The organism is Sphingobium sp. OAS761, assembly GCF_024168485.1.
Classification (GTDB): domain Bacteria; phylum Pseudomonadota; class Alphaproteobacteria; order Sphingomonadales; family Sphingomonadaceae; genus Sphingobium.
Genome location: NZ_JALJVY010000015.1, coordinates 1 through 18,525, shown reverse-complemented (window position 1 = coordinate 18,525; position 18,525 = coordinate 1). Strand labels below are relative to the sequence as shown.

Below are 18,525 nucleotides of genomic sequence, written 5' to 3'. Positions count from 1 at the left end.
TGCCGCCGCCCGCCCGCTGGAGCCGAGATTGGGATCAGGCCGCCTCGGCAATGTCCTCGTCGTCTTCAGCATCGCCGACGGCCGCTTCACCGACCTCGCCATCGTCATCATCGTCTGACAGGAAGGCGGAGTAGCTTCGGACGCGCTCCGGTTGTTCAATCGCGTCGAACCGCATTTCGCCGGGCAGCCAGGCGATTGCCTTCTCCCGGATCTCCGCCTCCACGATACCCTGACCGGAACACAGTGCAGCGCAGGCATTGGCGAGGTCGCCCTTCTTGGCATCCTTGTACCGGCCCCGCAGCACCGGCCCGCCGATGTCCTCAAGCGCTTCGAGCATGATGTCCTTCTTGACGCGGCCGAAGAAGTTCTGCGCATCGGGCCGCCACCACTGGGCGACATCGATGCCGAGAAGACGGCCAAGATGATCGTGGAAACCGTTGTGCCGTCCGCCGCCGTCCACATTGAGCGTCGGCTCGAGACTCTGCCCGATCACATAAGCGAGCCAATCGGCGCGCGCCTGCTCGTCAAGGTCACGGAATGCATCGAAGCGCGCGGAGAGTGTCGCACCGCCCGCCCAACTGACATCGAGACCCTGCCGCTGGTCGGCGAGCGCATTGCTGGCAGCGCTTCCCTCGTCGCGAAAACCGACGATCGGGAAACTCGCATGCGCGGCCTGAAGCGTGGAATGATCGCGGACATAGCCCCCGGCGAAGACGGTGCGGTGCGCCATGAAGAAGATCGCAAGGTCAAGCGCGAAGGAGGCGTCCGAGGCGACATGCGCGGACAGGATCTGTCGGCGCTGGGTCGCCAGTTCGTCGATCAGCGTGGCGCTGAGCCGCGCGGCATTTGCCTTGCCTTCCGGCTTGCCCGGGTCGGATGCTTCGCCGGGCTGGCGGATCGCCCTTTCGCTGAACAGGCGGCTGTGTACCCGCGGCGTCCCATCCGGTCCGAGATAGACGAACGTGCCGAGCTGCTCGCGGACCGCCTCGTCGACGATCGTGCGCGTGCCTTCGATCGCCTCCAGTTCCTGCTCGATCTCCGCAAGCCGCGAGGAAGCGGCTTCCGCTTGCGGCGTTCCGTCCTCCAATTCGGTTTCCAGCGCACGGACGAGCGCATCGCCCTCGTCGGACAGCGTATCGACCCGGCCCTGCTCGGCCTCGCTGAGATCCCGCCGCGGGGCATGATATTCATGGAGCTGACATTCCATGTCATAGGGAACGTGGGTCGCGAGAACCGGCGTCACGAAGGCGAGCTTCTGCTCGGCGGCGAGCGCTTCCGCGGCCGCCTCGAGCTTCTGCGCGGCAAGCTGCTCGATGATTTCGACATCGACCCAGCTTTCCTCGTCGGCATCACCGAAGAGATCGCGTTCGATGCGGCCGCCGGCCTCGAGATAGGCATCGCGGCCGACGAAGCGCGCCTTGGCGTCGGTCGCCTTCACCGTGCCGTTGAGCACCGCCCGGCGGATATTGTCCGGGCTGTCCCCATAATAGGACCGGCTCATGCTCTCGAAGATGCGTGCCTGCCGATCGACATCCGGGGTCACGGCATAGGCCTGGGCGACGCCCAACGTGATCTCGCCCGCTGAGAGCGCGGCAAAAACCACGGGCGCGAGTTCGGCCAGACGAACACGTTGCTCGACAAAGCGGGTGGTGACGCCAAACCGCTTGGCGACATCCTCCGCACTGGCCCCGCGATCGAGGAAATGCTTGAACGCCGCGCATTCGTCAGCCGGGTTCATCGCGACCCGGTGGAAATTTTCCGACAGGCTCGCCTCGGCGGACCCATCTTCGTCGCCCAGCACCAGCACCTGAACCTCGTAATCGGCAGGCAGCCGGTGGTCGTCGATAAGTCGCTGCAGCGCCCGCAGACGGCGCCCGCCTGCCTTGACGGTAAAGTGACCGGCCTTCTTGAGCGGCGTGACCACCAGATTCTGAAGCAAGCCCTGGGCGGCGATATTGTCGGCCAGGCTCGCCAGATCGGCGTCGCGGTTGGATTTGCGGACATTGTCCTTGGACAGGGAAAGGTTCTTCACCTTCACAGACTGGATCATCGGTCATCTCCTGGATCGAGAAGACGTGGCAGCCCCACGGCCGGCACGTGAGCCCATCTGAGCTCAACCGGCCGAAGGCCCCCTCCCCTCTCCAACCCCGGTGGATCGAAGTTTCAGTTCTCGATCACGGCAAGGATCGCGGCCGTGCGATCGATCGGCACGAACAGCCGCGTGCGATGCTGGATGATTTCCGTGAAACAGCCTGCGGCCTTGAGCGCGGGCAAGGCCTCGGGCAACCAGTCGAGCAGCTCGAACCGGTGCGCACCAGCAACGAAGGATCGCTTCAACCGCAACCCGCCGATCGCGACGGTCTCGCCCGAGGTACGCACATGCTCGATCTTCTCGGGCAGGCCGATCTCGACCGAGGCGGCGATCCCGAATGCGCTTGCGATCCGCTCGACCATGGGCGCGGGCACCAAGCGACCCAGAAGCGACTGCCCATCGTCACTGGTCAATCGCCAGACCTGAACATGGTCATCCGGGAGCTTCCCCCATACCGGCAATAGCAGCCCGGTCACCAGATAGATGATCTGCGTGCGGGTCTGCGCGGACATTTCATCACATTCGGCATGCCAGAGCTGTTCGAACGCGACCCGATCCGCGTCGCGCCAATGCGTCTCTGCGAACATGTCCTGCCGATGCCGTTCGGTGCGCGTGGGGCGCACAAGCTCATAGCGCCGCACCGTTCGGCCATCATCGTCGGTCAGCGAGTAGGTCGGTCGCAGGATGGCGGCCTTCCCCGATCGCTCGTTCACAACGGCGCGCGCTTCCGGGTCCGTCAGCATCCAGGCGGCCCGATCCAGGCTGAGGGGAACAACCCTTTCCTCGGTCTCGATCCGCAGGATCTCGGTTTCGGCACCGCTGACCGGATCGCGGCGAATGACGGTCCGATCGAGGATCGTGATCCGGTCGGCCGTGATCGTCTCCACGCCCAGATCCAGCGTGCCGGCGTCCCGCGCCTTCTCGACGCGCGCTTCAATGAGACCGAGATACTCGTCAAAAATGGCGTTCTGCAAATCGATCCGCAGCGCCAATATGCGGTTGAGCCAACGCTGGATGGTCGGCAAATTCTCCGTTAGGCCGCCCCCTTCCCCCGCCAGCTTGAGACCCGTCAGGTCTTCGAACCGATCAAGAGAGATCGACTCCAGCTTTCCCGCGCCGAGCAGATGGAACCAGCGATCGAGAGACTCCCGCGCAAAGTCCGATTCAAGATTGTCCCGAGGATCGAAAAGCCCCTGCCCGCCAGTCTGGCGCTGACCGCGCGTAAGAGCGCCCAGGCTGTCGAGACGACGGGCGATCGTCGAGATGAACCGGCGTTCGCCGCGACAATCGGTCGAAACCGGCCGAAACAGCGGCGCGCAGGCCTGATGCGTGCGATGGGTACGGCCAAGCCCCTGGATCGCGGCGTCGGCGCGCCATCCCGGCTCGAGAAGATAATGGATCCGGCGCGCCCGATTGGGCGCATCAAGGCTGGCGTGATAGCTTCGGCCCGTTCCGCCAGCGTCCGAGAAAATGAGGATCCGCTTCTCGCCGCGCATGAAGGCGTCGGTTTCGGCGAGGTTCGTGCGCGCGGTGCGCCGCTCGATGCGCTGCCGGCCATCTGCGCCGGCGACGACGCGCCGGCTCCGCCCGGTAACCTCCGCAACGGCCTCGGTCCCGAAATGGCCGATAATATGATCGAGCGCTGAGCCCACGACCGGCAGGGCACACAACCGCTCGAGAAGCTGATCGCGCATCGCGACCGCTTCCCGGCAGAGGACCGGACGCCCCTCCTCATCAACCATCGGCTCGGAGCGGACCGTCCCGCTGTCGTCGGTAAAGGTCTGCATCTGGCGGACAGGAAAAGCGGCGGTCAGATAATCGACGAGATACTCGCGCGGCGACAGTTCGATATCGAGCCAGGCACGCTCCTCGGGTGAGAGGTCCGCCAGCGCTCGGTCCAGCATCGCCTCGGACGTGGAAACGAGTTGCACGACGGCGCAGTCTCCGCGCGCGATGTCGGCCGTCATCGCCGGGATCAGCGAAGGCAGCTTCATCGACAGGAGGATCTGGCCGAAGAAACGCTGCTTGGTCGATTCGAAGATCGAGAGGGCGGCGGCCTTTGCCCCGCCATTATAGGTTGCGCCGCTGAACCCGTCGGTAACCCGCGTCACCTCCAGCGCGGCCTGGAGATTGCGGTGGATGATCGCCCAGGCATCGGCATAGGCGTTGTAGACATCGATCTGATCGACGCTAAGGCGATGTTCGAGGATATCATATTCGACACCGGCAAAGCTGAGCGCCCGCGCGGCATAGAGACCCTGCGCCTTGAGATCGCGCGCGATCAGTTCCATCGCCGCGATGCCGCCGCGCCGCAGGGACTCAACGAACGCCCGGCGATCGGCAAAGGCCGTGTGCGGCCCCCACAGCCCGAGCCGCGTCGCATAAGCAAGATTGTTCACGTCCGACGCGCCGGTCGCTGAAACGTAGAGAATCCGGGCGCGAGGACAGAAATTCTGCAACCGGACGCCGGCGATGCCCTGTTCGGAGCCTTTGGCCGCGCCAAATCGCCCCTCTCCTCCGGCGACGCCTGCCATTTCATGCGCTTCGTCGAATATGACGAGACCATCGAAATCCCCGCCCATCCAGTCGATGAGCTGGCGCAGCCGTGTCCCCTTGTCGCCGCGGTTCGACCGCAGCGTGGCGTAGGTCAGGAAGACGATCCCCTCCGCCAGTTGGACGGGCGCGCCCAGTTTCCACTGTCCGAGCGGCTGCACATCGAGCGGCAACCCGCCAAGCGCCGCCCAGTCCCGCCGCGCATCCTCGATCAGCGTCTCGCTCTTCGATATCCAGATGTGCCGGCGGTTGCCGCGCAACCACTGGTCGAGCATGATGCCGGCGACCTGCCTGCCCTTGCCGGCCCCCGTTCCATCGCCAAGGAAGAAGCCGGTCCGGTAAAGCGCACCGTCTTCCGCCACACTCAGCGAAAGCCCTTCGTCGGCGGGCTTGAAGCGGCCCGGAAGATCGCGCTCGAACGCTGCACCCGCGTAGATCAGCGTCTCAAGCTGTGCGTCCGAAAGAAGGCCCTGATCGAAAAGGGCCGCCGGCGCCATGGGCTCGTACCGCACAGGCGGTGCGGCAATGGATCCCATCGCCTGGGATTCGACCAGCGATGTCGGATGGCGCCGGGCATTCTCGATCACGAGCCTGCTTGGGCGGTAAGGAAGGTAGATGCCTTGCGCCGCTTCGGCCGGAGCGGGCTCCTCGAGCAGCCGGTAGCGCACAGCGCGCGGACCCATCGCTTCGGACATGCGCCGGTCAGGCACTCGACGGGGAGTCTTCGACAGGCCACCGAAGAGACGGCCGGTTCGGATCGGTCTGACCGGAGCATTTGCGGCCACCTCTTGCGCCTCGATGACAGCGAGCGCATCGAGCAGGTCCACACATCCCCACCGCGCAGCGGGCGCCCCTTGGCCGCCCTTTTCAATCACGATCAGTTGCACGGCCTGGCCTGTGCCATGCTTCGCATAGGCATTGGCGGGAAGATCGAGATGTAGCCGGATCAAGCCGTCTTCGATTGCCCGGCCCCAGTCCGGCCCGCCCGTCTCGATCCTGTCGGGCAGGATGACCGCGCACCGCCCGCCTGGCGCGAGCCGCCGGAAGGCCGCGCGAAGATGCCGCAGACAGGCATGGCGATCGACGCCTCGGCCCAGACTTCGCGAAAAGGGCGGATTGATCAGGAGCCGCGTTGCGACGACGCCGGGATCGAGAAGATCATCGAGAAGTTCGCCGTCATGGCATGTGAACCCCGCGGAGGGGAGGCTATGCGCGAGAAGAGCCGAACGCCATGGATCGATCTCGTTCAGAACAAGGCCAGCGCGTGCATGGGCTGCGTGAACGGCGAGAAGTCCCGTTCCCGCCGATGGTTCGAGGACGATATCGGTCGGGCGGACGCCAATGGCCTGCGCCGCGAGAAAGCCGATCGGTGCCGGGGTGGAGAATTGCTGGAGAGCGATCTGGCTTTCGCTGCGCGCGCTTTGCGTCGGGAGCGATTGCGTCATGTCGATCAGGTAGCGGAGCCGATCGATCGGGCGTGTGGGGACGCTGTTGCGTCTCAGATGGAGAACCTGCGCGGCCTCGAGCACGTCATAGGCCGCCCGCTGCGACCATCGTCCGTCAGCACTGGTCGATCCGTAGGCTTGGGTCATTTCCGCAAGAAGGTCGCGGCGGGTCACTCCCGTGTCCGTCGCCAGACGGGATGCCAGCGCATCGGCTGCGACATGGGCTGGATTGGCGAACGGCAAGGTAAGGGAAAGGGGATGTGTGGCCATGGATGCCTCCGGGTCTGGCCCGGCAGGATCGCCAGGCTCACCGGCCGGAGGCCCCCTCCCCTCTCAGGTCATTGCGGCGGCTCGTTTTGCGCGCCAGGCATCGTTCCAGTCATCATGTCGTTGTGGGATCCGGATGACGAGCTCCCGACCATTGGCTTCGAGATGGGGTCGGGCTTTCTCGATCATCGCCGCTGCGGTGCGACCCCGGTCCCCATAGATGATGATGCGCTTCACACGCTCGGGAATGGCGACAAGGGCGAGCCGTTCAACACCGCCCAGCGCCCAGGTCGGCGTGCCGAACCACGTCATGGCCGAAAGCGCGTCTTCTATCCCCTCGGCAAGCCCGAGTTCGTCATCGGGGGTGGCCAAGCGGATCGCCGCATTTCCCAGCAGGCCGAGTGCGATCTTCGGTTTCGGCAGCGGCTTACGCAAAATATCGTCAAGATCGAGGCAGGTCCGCTGAACCGCGATCACGCCGCCATCATTTTCGACGGCCGCGATCATCGCCGGATAAGTCTTTCGGCGCGTGCCGGATCCGACAATGGTGCGGGGATTGTAGCGGAGGCAACGCGGATAGGGTTCGTTCAGCCCCCGAGCCCGCAGATAGTCGCTGGCAGGCGTGTCGTGGATTGGCCCGCTGGCCTTCCACAGCCGTTGGGCCAACGCGCCATGATCCGGGCCGGACCGGGTTGCCGGCATGGCGAGCGGTTTGCTGTCATGAAGTTTACGATGGCGTAGTGCGATGAGAATATCGCGCGTGTCGCAACCCGCAAAGCAGTGAAAAAGGATGGCGCGCTCGCCCAGGCGGATCGAGAGGCTGGGCCCATGATCATCATGAGCGGGACAGCGGCATTCTCCGCGCGTCCCGCGCCATATGCCACCAAGCGATTCGACGATGGCTTTGGCGCGGTGTGAAGCTGGAAGGGACATGGCTCATCCTGGCAAACGGTCGGAATGTCCCGGCGCTGCGCCCTCCCCTCTCCCACCGTTCAGTTGGGCGTACCCTTGGGTGCGAGGATGCCGAATTCCTCGACAATCCGGTCTGTCGTATAGTGGGTGGCCCCGTCGCGTTCATAGGAACTGTCTTTGAGGCGGCCGGCGATGCGGACGAGGTCACCGACCTGTGCGCGATCGGCAATATGCTTGCGCTGGCCTTCGCTGAAAATCGTCACCCGGTTCCAGTGGCTGTCCTCCTGCCATTCGTCATCCTCGCCCTTGCGCCGATAGTTCGCGCAGACGGAGAGAAGCGTAACCTTTGGACGGGCGTCGATCTCGCCGATGCGCCCAATAATTTCAAACTTGGCGAAATTGATCATATGCTGCTCCGCGCCAATGGGATTGGCCGCAGGGTAATGCTTTCGTTCAGCGTTGTGCGATCCCTCCAGCTAGGGGGATTGGCGAGCAGGATGGGAGCCACGCTCGTCATTCAAAATATCCAAGAATCAAAACGCCGCTGCTCGCAGCGGAAGCTTTTCCGATTCTAAGGGATTCAGATTCGGGGCGCCATTTGCCAAGCTTTTCTGCGGTGTTGCGCCCCCTATTCCTGACCTTTTGGGGGATTTTGACTGACCGCGCGGGGGCGTTTGGCTGACCGTTCGGGGGAAGCAACCTGTCCTATTGGGGCTATCCTGACCTATTGGGGGAATGGTGATGACAGCCCGATTCGGGATCAGTGATCGCGCCCGGTACGTCAAGTGGTGGCCAAAGGGAGCGGAAACCGGCTGACGGACGATACCGCATCGCGACTCGGCGGAAGTCCAGTGCTTGGCCGTCCTGGACGCAGATTTTCATCCTGACCTCCTGGGGGCATCAAAGGGCATCTATCCTGCCCTGACTTGACGACGCAGGACAGGTCAGGCAGCTTTATGGGACGATTCGCGGAATCGGGCGCAGATTTCATGGCATGGATGACGATCAAGACCTAGCATCAGTAGCGGCTGAGAAAGATGACCCGAGCGAGAGCGCTCCGGGTCGTGCGATGCGCGTCGCGGCTGCCTTGCAGGCCAAGGGCGGGGATGAGTTCGCCAAGCCCGGCAGCATCGTTGAAGTAAAGTTCGTCAAAGGACAGTCGCTTAGCCTCACGGCGTCGCGGTTGCTGGCGCTCATGATCCTGACTGCCGGAGGTGATGCGTGGGAAGACCGGCGGCACCGTATGCGCAAGGCCGACATCCGGCGGGGGCATAAAGGCAACGAACGCATATCGGATATGCTCGAGGAACTGCATCGGACGCTTTTTGCGATCGACGACAAATCCTGGCGCGGCAAGCGAGCCACCCTGCGTTTCTCACTGATTTCATCGTCTCGCGAGGAAGCGGAGGATGAAGAAGGGGCTGATGCGGGCTGGATCGAGTGGGAGTTCACCCCCGAGGCGCGCAAGCTTATCCAGGAGTCGGAGACCTATGCGGTACTCAACCGCCAAGCGGTGCTCGGCTTTCGGTCGACTTATGCGCTGAAGCTCTATGAGATCGGTGCGCTCAGATTGCATCGCCGGCAATCGAGTTGGAAGGGTGACATGACCGCCCTCCGCGCGCTCCTTGGCATCGCCCCTGACGTCTACAAGGATTTCGCCCAGTTACGGCGAAAGGTGCTCGAGAAGGCGAAGGCCGAGATCGATCAGCTTGCCCATTTCCGGGTTGATTGGCGCGAGGTCCGCCAGGGGCGGACCGTCACGGAGATCGAGTTCCGCTTCGAGCCCAAGGATGCTCCGGCGCAGATCGCGACCGTTGATGAGATCGGCAGGCATTCCGCGGGCCGCAAGGCAAGGCGCGACGAGACGGTGGAAACCGTCGCGGTGGAAGCGGTGACGAAAGCCGCGATTGCTTCGTTGACCGGACAGGGCAAGACAAAAGAAAAGGATGCAGACGCCGAGATCATTTTTCCGGCGGGCACCATCCGCTTCGGATCAGACGTCCTGGCGGGGATCGCACGGTCTCACGGCGGGGGCTGGGATATCGATCTCATCGCCGACGCCTATCGCAGCCAGATGGGCGAGCGGCTCGCCAAGCTCAAGGGCGCCAAGCTCCTCGCGTCCTGGACGGGTTTTTGCGAGAGTTTTCTTGCGCGGCGGGGCCGCCCTTGAGAGGAAATTGCACCGGTGCAATTTCGCTATAGGCGCCCCCACCGAGTCAGGTTGCGGGTCATAATCGCGGCCCCTTGCCCGCAGATGCCCAACTTGCGAAAATAGACCACCAATTGACCTAAAAGTGCAAATCGAGCTATGAACCTCTGAGTTTCGAAACAGGGGCATCGCGTGGCGAGTTCATTGGAAATTGAGGGCGCTCAGGATCTCCTGTCCGTCGCGACGTTGGCGCAGCGCACGAGCTCGGTGCTCGAACGGCTTCGCGATTCAGCCCGGAGCGCCAGAGCGGACGACCGCCGGGAGCCGACCTTTCCGATCGGGAAGGCCGCCGATCTGGTGGGTAGGACGCCGGCCGCGATACGCGAAGCGGAAAAGGATGGCCGCTTACCACCCCCGCCGCGGACCGAAAATGGGCGCCGGGTGGGGTATACCCTGGCGCAGCTCAACGACATGCGCGGTCTGTTCGGAACGCGCCCGTGGCGTGCGCCCTCGGACCCATGCTGCGTCATTGCGGTTCAGAACTTCAAGGGCGGGGTCGGTAAGTCGACCCTGTCGGTCCACCTCGCCCAATATCTTGCCATACAGGGTTATCGGGTCGCGCTGATCGACTGTGACAGCCAGGCATCGGCGACGACCTTGTTCGGCTATGTGCCCGATCTCGATCTCACCGAGGACGACACTCTGTATCCCTTCCTGCGGCACGACGAGATGGAATCGCTCGACTATGCCTTGAGGAAGACCCACTTCGACGGCCTGGAGCTTATCCCCGCCAATTTGCGGCTGTTTCAATCGGAATATGAGATTGCTGCCAGAATGGCGCGAGGGCAGGGCGCGTTGCTCGATCGCATGGCGCAGGGCATCGCGAGCATTGCCGATCGCTTCGATGTCATTGTGCTCGATCCGCCGCCAGCGCTCGGCGCGATCTCGCTGTCGGTGTTGCGCGCCGCCAACGCGCTCGTAGTGCCAGTGCCGCCGACGGTCATGGATTTCTCCTCGACAGCGGCATTTCTCGCCATGCTTGACGAGACGATCGAAACGCTGGCCGAGCGGGATATGGCGCCGGCGCTCAAATTCCTTCGCTTTGTCGCGTCCAAGGTCGACGAGAACAAATCCATGCAGAAGGAACTGCTCAATCTGATGCGGACCTTGTTCGGTCACGGCATCGTCAGGACGCCGCTGAAGGACAGCGCCGAAATCGATAATGCGACCGCGCGTCTCATGACCGTGTATGAGCTCGATGGTCCCGTCACGAGCTCCGCGGTGCGCAATCGGTGCCTTGCCTATCTGGACGGGGTCAACAGCGAAATCGAGGTCGATATCCGGTCGATGTGGCCGAGCCACTTGGCGCGTCTGCGCAAGGAAGGGTTGGCATGATTTTGGAGAAATTGCACCGGTGCAATTCCGGGTAGAGGGGCGGTGTTATGAGCAAGAAAAACGCAAGCTTTGCGGCCGATCTGGTTGCCGGGATCGACCCCGCGCCCCAGGCTTCCGCGCCGCGTCGAACTGGCATCGGGGCGAGTGTCCTTTCGGGGCGGGAAAGTCGGCTTGCCGAGCTTGCGACCGGCAGCGTTGTCTCGCGAACCCACGAACTTGTTGATCCGGCGCGATGCCGGATGTGGGTGGGCCACAACCGCGAATATGCGCTGCTCAATGAGGATCGCTGCGCCGATCTGATCGAGAGCATCAAGGCCCAGGGCAAGCAGGAAATGCCTGCGATCGTGCGCCGGGTGAAGGACGATCCGGACCATGATTTCGAGGTGATCTGCGGCGCGCGGCGGCATTGGACGATTAGCTGGCTTCGCGCTCATAACTATCCGGATTTCCGCTTTCTCATCGATATCCGCAGCCTCACCGACGAAGAGGCGTTTCGCCTCGCTGACCTCGAGAACCGGGCGCGCGACGATCTCACCGATCTTGAGCGCGCGCGCGACTATCTGCGTGCCCTCGACGCCTATTATGAAGGGCGCCAGAAGGTCATGGCCGAGCGGATCAACGTGACGGAGAGCTGGCTGAGCCGCTATCTCGACTTGGCGCGTCTTCCCGCGGAGTTGATGGCTGCCTTCGCCAACCCGCAGGATCTCAGAATCAAGCACGTCACGGCGATTAAGCCCCTCCTGAAACCAGAGGAGCGGCGCCAGCGTGTGTTTGCCGAGGCGGCGAGGATCGCTGAGGTTCCGGCGGATTGCAGGATGCGGACGCTGGTTCCTGACGTCATTCGCGCGCTGGCCTTGGCTGCCGATCCCCCCAAGCGGTCAGGATCCCCCAAGAAGTCAGGAAAGCCGGAAACGATCGTGTCCGAAGCGGGGAAGCCCCTGCTGAAGGTAGATGTGGTGGATCGCAAGGGTCTAAAGCTGACCTTGCTTCCCCATGCGGGAGGTACGCGGGCTGAAGCGGAGACGGCGTTGAAAGCGCTGCTCGACCGGCATTGGGTGTAGTCCATTCCGGCGCGCGCGATGGATTCATTGAAACGAGACGTATTTGGGTGCATATATACGGCAAGGAGTGCACTCATGCTTGCTGCTTTTCTGGATGATATTCGCGAAGGGGACATGATCGCCCCGCGCCGCATGGCGGAACGCCTGCGTCTCCCCATGACGCGGCTGTCGCGGCTCGCGCACCTCAATCGCAACACGATGACGGCGCATCCCGGGAGCCCTGCTGTGCAGGCCAAGCTGGGGGAGATTGCCCGGATTATCGCGCGCGCCGCCGAGCTGGCAGGGGATGAAGGCAAGGCGATCATCTGGTTCAAGCACCAGCCCCTTGCCGGATTTGGCAAGACGGCCGAAGAATTGGTCGAGGATGGCCATGCCGATATCGTGATCGAGGACCTCGATCGCATGGCCGCCGGTGTCTATTCCTGACATGGTTCATGCTGGTTCACAGGCTTGACCGTGTCCCTTCTGCTGCGGGCCGGTAGAGCGGCGCCATGACCTATGCCCTTGCACCCTTGTCTCTTCCGCTCTGGCGGATGATCGGGATCCGTCATCAATTCAGTCCGACGTCCGGAGAGGGCGCACGGCTCTATGGCGGTCGCTGGAACAGGAAAGGGCGTGCGGCGCTCTATCTCGCAGCCGATCCTGTCACGGCGGTGGCGGAATATTATCAAGGGCTGCCAAAGCCCGGGACGCTGGTGCCTTATCGTCTCGTCGGGGGGGCAATCGCGGATCTCACCAACGCCGAGGCCGAGCCCTGCGATGCGCGGGTCGCCGATGCCTTGGCAGCGAACTGGAAGGCTTTGGCGCTGCTCGACGGCAAGACGCCGCCGAGTTGGACGCTGGCGGACGAACTGATCGCCGCCGGCGCCGAGGGCGCGCTGGTGCCGTCGACCCAAAATGTCGGCGGTCGCAATCTGGTGCTGTGGCAATGGCATGAACAGGATAAGGCAGGGGAGGGGGCCGCGTTGACGGTCCTTGATCCCGACGATGCCTTGAGGCCTCCTACCGCATAGGGCGTAAGATCCGGTCAAACTTGGCCCGAACTGCGCGCGAGCAGCCGGTCGACCTCGGCCATGGCCGAGTCGAATGCAACGAGCGCGGGGTGGGCGAGCGCCGGAGCGTCGCCCCTTGGTTCAGAGCGCCGCGCCCTTCGCGGGTCTTCCGCGACCAGCAGCACCCGGCCCTGGACCGTCTCGCGCCGGGCCAGGCCGGCAGCGACGAGGGCGTCGCCGATCGCATAGGTGCCGCGCCGGCTCACCTTGAAGGCTGCGGCCATTTGGTCGAGCCCGAGGGGCGCGAACGCGGCGAGGTGCATCCACACCTGCGGCGCCCGCGCGTTCGCGCGCAGATGCCCCAATTGGTCATGGATCAGTGCCGCCCGCTTTCGCGCGTCCGCGACCAGCTCCCCAAGCCGCAGCGCGCTCGCCTGTACCGTCCTGGTCGTCACCATCGCCCTTTGATAGGGCCGGAGCGGGGGCTGCAGCGCCTCGGCGGTGATGGCGCCGGGGCAGGGGAGGGCGTGCCGCCAGGCGCCGCCCGAGGAAAGCAGCGCTCCGAGCGCCAGATCGACCGCCCAGAGCGGCGTGCGCGGTGCCGGCTGTTCGATCGCCACCTCCCGTCCTGCGACCGAAAAGCTGCGTGCCCCGCGCTCGACCGGCGCGAACAGGGCCTCCTGGCCGAGCAGGACGGTGAGACGGGCGAGGCCGGCGAAGGGCAGGGGGGTATCGCCGGTCGCAACCTGGGTGACCAACGCGGTCGCTTTGGCGATGGCCTCGCCCGCCAGCGCGTCCTCGGCCTGGGCGGGACGGTCGGCCCCGAAGCGGGCGGCCGCGGCGATGGTGTGGGCAGCCTCCGCGAGCGGCGCCCACGAATGATGGACGAGCTCGCCGAGCAGCGCGCGGACCACGGCATAGGCGGAACAGGGGGTGAGGGGGGTCTCCTGCGGCGCGCGATCGAGCCCGGCGAACCAGGCGTCGAAGAGTAACGCTGCGTCGGCAAACCCCGACTGCCCCAACGCCGCAAACAGCACCTCGCGCACGAGACTCATGCCAAACAGCTGCTTTTCGGGCGGTGTGAGTCCCGCGAGAAGGCCGTCGAGGCGGCCGAGCGCGAGCGCGCATTCCGCCTGGGCGAGCGCCAATTCTTCGAGCGGAACGTCCGCATCGGCGGCGAGGGGATGGAAGGGCTCCATGCCGAATGTGTAGTAAAAGGCAGAACGTTGCACAACCACTCTGACGGTCTATAAACCAACATGCGATAATTGCAGTTATCATAGAAGCATATTTGACGTCCTTCTATAATGTGCGGTACAGACGCGCTGAAGCGGAATGGGGCAACGGCGCGTGGGGAAGACGGTTTTCTGGTCCTGGCAAAGCGATCTCGACGGGCGCGTCACGCGTGAGGTGATCCGCTATGCACTTGATCAAGCGATCGGGATGCTTGCGGCCGACCTCGAAGAGGCCGACCGGCCCAGCCTGACCTCCGACACCCAAGGCGTCGCCGGCAGCCCCGACATCGTCGCGACCATCCTGCGCAAGATCGACGAAGCCGCGGTGTTCGTCGGCGACGTGACGCCGATCGCCGTCTCGCCAAGCGGCAAGGCTTGCGCCAACCCCAACGTGCTGCTCGAGATGGGCTACGCCAACCGGGCGCTCTCGGAGCAGCGCGTGATCCAGGTGTGGAACACCGCGTTCGAGGGCGCGACGCTCGAGAAGCTGCCATTCGATATGCGGGGGCGGCGCGGGCCGTTGGGCTTCCACCTGCCGGTCGGTGCGGACACAGCAGCGCTGCGCACGGTCCGCGATGATCTCGCCAAACGTCTCGCGGACGCGCTCAAGCTCGCGCTCGACACGCTCCCGCCGCCACCGCCCGAGGCGGTGCATTGGCAGCCGCATTTCCCGGGCGAGCCCGACCTATGGTTTGACCGGGCCGAGCCGCAGACCGTGACGAACCCGATGCACGGCACGACGAAGATGCGGTGGAAGCCGCACTTCGCGGGATACGCGCGGATCATTCCGTCGAAATGGACGGCCAGGCCGGGGGCGAGGCAAGCGCTCGCCGGGAGCGAGGGGCATCCGGCGCTGCTGGCGCGGCCGAACTCCTTGAACTTCGGTATCAGCAAAGGCGGCGCGATGGTCTACTGGCCCGGCACCGCGGAGGAGGGCATCGATCCCACCGTTGCCTTGACTCAATGGTTCGAGAAGACCGGGGAAATCTGGGGCCTGGGCGGCGGCTTCCTGTTCCAGCGCGATGGCGAGCGACTGACCTTGTCGACCGGCTATTTCTACCAGCGCTGGCTCCACTTCCTGGAACGAAACTGCGCCTTGGCGCTTGCCTATGGCGGTTCGTTGCCGATCCATGTCCGACTTGGCCTGAGCGACATTAGGGACAGTTGGTGGCTCGCGGGGCGGTTCGATTTTGGCGATGAAGGTTTCGCAGCAGTCGAGGATTCCTACGAATATGACGCGACGCTGACCTCGGTCGCGTCCGAGGAGCTCCAGCGCGTCGCCGTCGAGGCCTTCAATGGCCTGGCGGCGGCCTACGGCATGGAACCGTTCACCCACGACGAAATCATCGAACAGTCGAGGCCCTGAAAGTGGAAGGACTACCCGCTACGTTGCCAGTGACCGACCCGCCATCGGGTGCGGGGATCGATTTGGCGTGGGAAGTGACGAAGCTCGGGGCGGGTCAGACGATCACCCTCAACAAGGCGCTGATCGACGCCTACCAAGCCGCTTCATCACCCCACAGCATCCGCGCCCTCAAAACCGATCTGGAAGCGTTCGATCTCTGGTGCCGACGTTCGCACCGGCCCTCGCTGCCGGCGACGCCCGAACTCGTGGCGGACTATTTGGACGCTAGGTCGGGGCAGGGGGCCAAACCGGCGTCGCTCGGCCGTTACAAGGCGTCGATCGCGAAGATCCATCAGCTGCTCGACTTGAAGGATCCGACGAAGACCGAGTTGGTCAAGCTGCGGTTGCGCGCGATCCGCCGCGAGAAGGGCTCCGCGCAGGTCCACGCGCGCCCGCTTCGCTTTAAGGGGCCGGTGCGCGATGTGGAGCGCGAGGCCCCCCGTGGGATCAACGTGCGTGCGCTGTTGGAGGCCTGTGGGGACGATTTACCGGGCTTGCGCGACCGGGCGTTGCTGTCGGTGGCCTATGATAGCGGTCTGCGTGCGTCGGAGTTGGTCGCCATCCAGGTCGGGCACGTTGTCGAAGCTCTCGATCCCGAGGCGCGGCTGCTGGCCATCCCGCGCAGCAAGGGTGATCCGGAAGGGGAGGGGGCGACAGCGTTCCTGAGCCCCCGCTCGGTGCGGGCGATCGCGGCGTGGACCGAGGCGGCCGGGATCGAGGCGGGGCCGCTGTTCCGGCGGGTGCAGGTGCGGCGCTACAAGGCCCGAAAAGCCGTGCCGGGGCGTCGAATCGACAGCATGTCGGGGCGCGAGACCTGGGATCTGCGCAAGACGCTGTCACGGCCAGCAGTTCCAGCGCGGACGGAATATGATGTTGGCACGGCAGCGCTGCATCCCGCCTCGATCGGCCCGATCTGGCGCTCGATCATCCGGAGGGCATTCGATGCAGGTGCGCTGCCCGATCTGACCGCCGATGATCTGGCGCGGCTGTTGAAGGGAATCAGCGCGCATTCGACGCGGGTGGGCTTGAACCAGGATCTGTTCGCCAGCGGCGAGGATTTGGCCGGGATCATGGATGCGCTGCGCTGGAAGAGCCCGCGCATGCCGCTCGCCTATAATCGAAACCTCGCCGCCGAACAGGGCGCGGCCGGTCGGCTGATCGCGAAGATTGGATAGGTCTCTGTTCTTTCGCTCCGGGCTTCGAAAGGTGATTTCAGAGCTTCACGCGGGTTCATCGAAGCTGGAGTTTTATCGTTCCTGGCTGGCCGATAAGGATGCGCAAGTTAGGTTCTCTCATAGATGGCCGACAGCGGTATTAGCGCGGCCCTCACCACGGATTTCCTAGCCCGTCCCTTCAATCGCCGAATTGCGATGACGATGCCACTCACGGAGAGGAGCGCGCCTGTCGTCAGCCAGAACCACATCCAAATGTCCCAGAGCGGCCGCCGGGTGACAAGCCCATCGAAATCCCAGCGGTGCAATCCGTCGAACAGCCAGCGGTACAGGCGCCGCCGTGCATCTACATCATTCAAAATCATGCCCGTGCGAGGGCTGACGTAGACCCAGGTCCGTTGGGGATCGGAGAACCGGATCCGCAATACGGGCAGTTCGGGGCGACCCTTTGCTTCGTACCAATAGGAATCAGGCTCGGTGAGCCAGTTCACCGCCTCGACAGAAGCGCCCGGCACCAGCCGCTGAGCCGCGCGGATCAAGCGATCCCGCTCAAACATGGCCGGGTTCAGGGTCCGTGCGTCGATAATCGTGGCGTCCCGCCCTACGTGGGACAGGATCAGCAGGGGGACGCCGTCGGTCCAGATCATTTGCATTCGCCGCACGTCCGATGCCTGCGGCATGCGGCCTAGTCTTTGCCAGTCGATCATCGGCGGCGAGCCCGCGGAGGCATAGGCCGCGCGCGCCGCATCGCTCAAGCCCTTGCTGGTGAACCAGCGATTGGGATCGACGGAAAGCCAACCGCTTACGATCCAAGTGACCAGCAGCGTGCCACCGAACAGCCCCATGACATGATGCCACCATTGCCAACCGCGATAGGGTGAAATCCGTCCGCCCTTGTAACGGCGGCGCAGCCGCATGCGCAGGACGCCGATCCACATGCCGCTGACCGCCCCGATGATAGCCGTGCCCGACGTCCACAGGATCACCTGTCGCCAGAGGGGCTGATCCTGACGCAGCACGGTCGGATAAATCCAATGGGGCACCGAGCCGAGCCAGTTCCAGAAGCGTTCCGTCCGACTGGTGTCCAGCACCACCGTTCCGGTGGTCGATGCGACATAGAGGATCAATCCATCAGGACGCTTGAGCGTGACCTTCCATAAGGACCGATAGCGGTCGAACCCGCCCGCCACGGTCCATTGATCGCGCTCGACCCGTTCAATGCCGGCGATCGGCGCTTTGCCGAACGCGGCAGCGATATCGGCTGCCCGACGGGCAGTGACAGAACGGATGGCGCGCCCTGTCGATGCCGAAACCGCGCTTCCCCCCAACCAGACGGGGCCGTCCAATCCCTGTTGCAGCCATTCATCGGGCTGGACAATCCCCCGCATCTGTTTCCAGTCGATGGGTGCCAATCCCACCAGCCGCTCCTGCTGGGTCAGCGACGGGAAAGGCACATAGATCATGACGATGCCCGACAGGAACCACATCGCCAGCAACAGACATGTGACTATGCCGATCCAGCGATGGATCAGGTAGAGCCATCGCCGGGCCATGTGGCCCGGCGTCGGTCTGCGCGATGCTTTAGAAGCTGGCACGCAGGGCCACGTCTACCGAGCGGGGCCGACCGAGCAACCATTGCTCATCATTGTAAGTCGTGACCGCATAGTCCTTGTCGAACAGATTGTAGGCGCGGACGCTGAGCGCGACCTTGTCCGTCAAGGCATAGGAGATGCCGGCATCGACAACCGCATAGCCGGGCACCCGGGAGGCATTGGCGTTATCGGAATAGGTGCGGCCGACATAGCGCAGGCCTGCGCGGGCCTGAAGCCGCTTGGTGGCATCGTAGC

General features: G+C 64.2%; 14 protein-coding genes. 7 read left to right on the top strand and 7 right to left on the bottom strand.

Annotated elements, in window-relative coordinates:
* Nucleotides 1-34: 34 nt before the first annotated feature.
* The 4 genes from J3E64_RS17960 to J3E64_RS17945 form a co-directional block, all read right to left on the bottom strand.
* On the bottom strand, nucleotides 35-2,050 hold the full coding sequence (locus J3E64_RS17960; RefSeq protein ID WP_253344417.1) for a ParB/RepB/Spo0J family partition protein: 2,016 nt from the start codon (nucleotides 2,048-2,050) through the stop codon (nucleotides 35-37).
* Nucleotides 2,051-2,163: 113 nt separating this feature from the next.
* Entirely contained in the window at nucleotides 2,164-6,360 is a 4,197-nt protein-coding gene (locus J3E64_RS17955; RefSeq protein ID WP_253344416.1) for a strawberry notch family protein, read from the bottom strand.
* Nucleotides 6,361-6,423: 63 nt separating this feature from the next.
* Nucleotides 6,424-6,864: a toprim domain-containing protein gene (locus J3E64_RS17950; protein ID WP_253344415.1), complete on the bottom strand. Its 441-nt coding sequence runs from the start codon at nucleotides 6,862-6,864 to the stop codon at nucleotides 6,424-6,426.
* A gap of 485 nt (nucleotides 6,865-7,349) precedes the next feature.
* Nucleotides 7,350-7,676, bottom strand: a complete 327-nt coding sequence (locus J3E64_RS17945) for a single-stranded DNA-binding protein (RefSeq protein ID WP_253344414.1) — start codon at nucleotides 7,674-7,676, stop codon at nucleotides 7,350-7,352.
* A gap of 662 nt (nucleotides 7,677-8,338) precedes the next feature.
* Between J3E64_RS17945 and J3E64_RS17940 the strand changes: the two genes are divergently transcribed.
* From J3E64_RS17940 to J3E64_RS17920, 5 genes are all read left to right on the top strand, one after another.
* A complete protein-coding gene (locus J3E64_RS17940; protein WP_253344486.1) occupies nucleotides 8,339-9,439 on the top strand; it encodes a replication initiation protein in 1,101 nt (366 codons plus the stop codon).
* 171 nt (nucleotides 9,440-9,610) lie between these two features.
* Nucleotides 9,611-10,813, top strand: coding sequence for an AAA family ATPase (locus tag J3E64_RS17935; protein ID WP_253344413.1), 1,203 nt, complete (start codon nucleotides 9,611-9,613; stop codon nucleotides 10,811-10,813).
* A 47-nt stretch (nucleotides 10,814-10,860) separates the two neighbouring features.
* A complete protein-coding gene (locus J3E64_RS17930; protein WP_253344412.1) occupies nucleotides 10,861-11,874 on the top strand; it encodes a ParB/RepB/Spo0J family partition protein in 1,014 nt (337 codons plus the stop codon).
* A gap of 75 nt (nucleotides 11,875-11,949) precedes the next feature.
* A complete protein-coding gene (locus tag J3E64_RS17925) occupies nucleotides 11,950-12,300 on the top strand; it encodes an antitoxin Xre/MbcA/ParS toxin-binding domain-containing protein (RefSeq protein ID WP_253344411.1) in 351 nt (116 codons plus the stop codon).
* A gap of 65 nt (nucleotides 12,301-12,365) precedes the next feature.
* Nucleotides 12,366-12,887, top strand: coding sequence for an RES family NAD+ phosphorylase (locus J3E64_RS17920; protein ID WP_253344410.1), 522 nt, complete (start codon nucleotides 12,366-12,368; stop codon nucleotides 12,885-12,887).
* Nucleotides 12,888-12,901: 14 nt separating this feature from the next.
* On the opposite strand, the gene J3E64_RS17915 is transcribed toward J3E64_RS17920, so the two are convergent.
* The gene (locus J3E64_RS17915) at nucleotides 12,902-14,098 is read right to left on the bottom strand and encodes a hypothetical protein (RefSeq protein ID WP_253344409.1); all 1,197 of its coding nucleotides are present in this window, start codon (nucleotides 14,096-14,098) and stop codon (nucleotides 12,902-12,904) included.
* 118 nt (nucleotides 14,099-14,216) lie between these two features.
* Here J3E64_RS17915 and J3E64_RS17910 point away from each other — a divergent pair, with 118 nt between their 5' ends.
* Together J3E64_RS17910 and J3E64_RS17905 are read left to right on the top strand one after the other, a co-directional pair.
* On the top strand, nucleotides 14,217-15,467 hold the full coding sequence (locus tag J3E64_RS17910) for a hypothetical protein (protein WP_253344408.1): 1,251 nt from the start codon (nucleotides 14,217-14,219) through the stop codon (nucleotides 15,465-15,467).
* A gap of 56 nt (nucleotides 15,468-15,523) precedes the next feature.
* The gene (locus J3E64_RS17905; protein ID WP_253344485.1) at nucleotides 15,524-16,681 is read left to right on the top strand and encodes a site-specific integrase; all 1,158 of its coding nucleotides are present in this window, start codon (nucleotides 15,524-15,526) and stop codon (nucleotides 16,679-16,681) included.
* A 107-nt stretch (nucleotides 16,682-16,788) separates the two neighbouring features.
* On the opposite strand, the gene J3E64_RS17900 is transcribed toward J3E64_RS17905, so the two are convergent.
* Nucleotides 16,789-18,231 carry a PepSY domain-containing protein gene (locus tag J3E64_RS17900; protein WP_253344407.1) on the bottom strand — a complete coding sequence of 481 codons (1,443 nt, stop codon included), beginning with the start codon at nucleotides 18,229-18,231 and terminating at the stop codon, nucleotides 16,789-16,791.
* A 28-nt stretch (nucleotides 18,232-18,259) separates the two neighbouring features.
* On the bottom strand, nucleotides 18,260-18,525 hold a 266-nt coding region (locus J3E64_RS17895), incomplete at its 5' end, for a TonB-dependent receptor (protein ID WP_253344406.1).

Bases quoted from the DNA above. Each gene is read 5' to 3' on its own strand.
- J3E64_RS17960 (WP_253344417.1), bottom strand. From the start codon at position 2,050: ATGATCCAGTCTGTGAAGGTGAAGAACCTTTCCCTGTCCAAGGACAAT.
- J3E64_RS17955 (WP_253344416.1), bottom strand. From the start codon at position 6,360: ATGGCCACACATCCCCTTTCCCTTACCTTGCCGTTCGCCAATCCAGCC.
- J3E64_RS17950 (WP_253344415.1), bottom strand. From the start codon at position 6,864: ATGATCGCGGCCGTCGAAAATGATGGCGGCGTGATCGCGGTTCAGCGG.
- J3E64_RS17945 (WP_253344414.1), bottom strand. From the start codon at position 7,676: ATGATCAATTTCGCCAAGTTTGAAATTATTGGGCGCATCGGCGAGATC.
- J3E64_RS17940 (WP_253344486.1), top strand. From the start codon at position 8,339: ATGCGCGTCGCGGCTGCCTTGCAGGCCAAGGGCGGGGATGAGTTCGCC.
- J3E64_RS17930 (WP_253344412.1), top strand. From the start codon at position 10,861: ATGAGCAAGAAAAACGCAAGCTTTGCGGCCGATCTGGTTGCCGGGATC.
- J3E64_RS17925 (WP_253344411.1), top strand. From the start codon at position 11,950: ATGCTTGCTGCTTTTCTGGATGATATTCGCGAAGGGGACATGATCGCC.
- J3E64_RS17920 (WP_253344410.1), top strand. From the start codon at position 12,366: ATGACCTATGCCCTTGCACCCTTGTCTCTTCCGCTCTGGCGGATGATC.
- J3E64_RS17900 (WP_253344407.1), bottom strand. From the start codon at position 18,231: ATGGCCCGGCGATGGCTCTACCTGATCCATCGCTGGATCGGCATAGTC.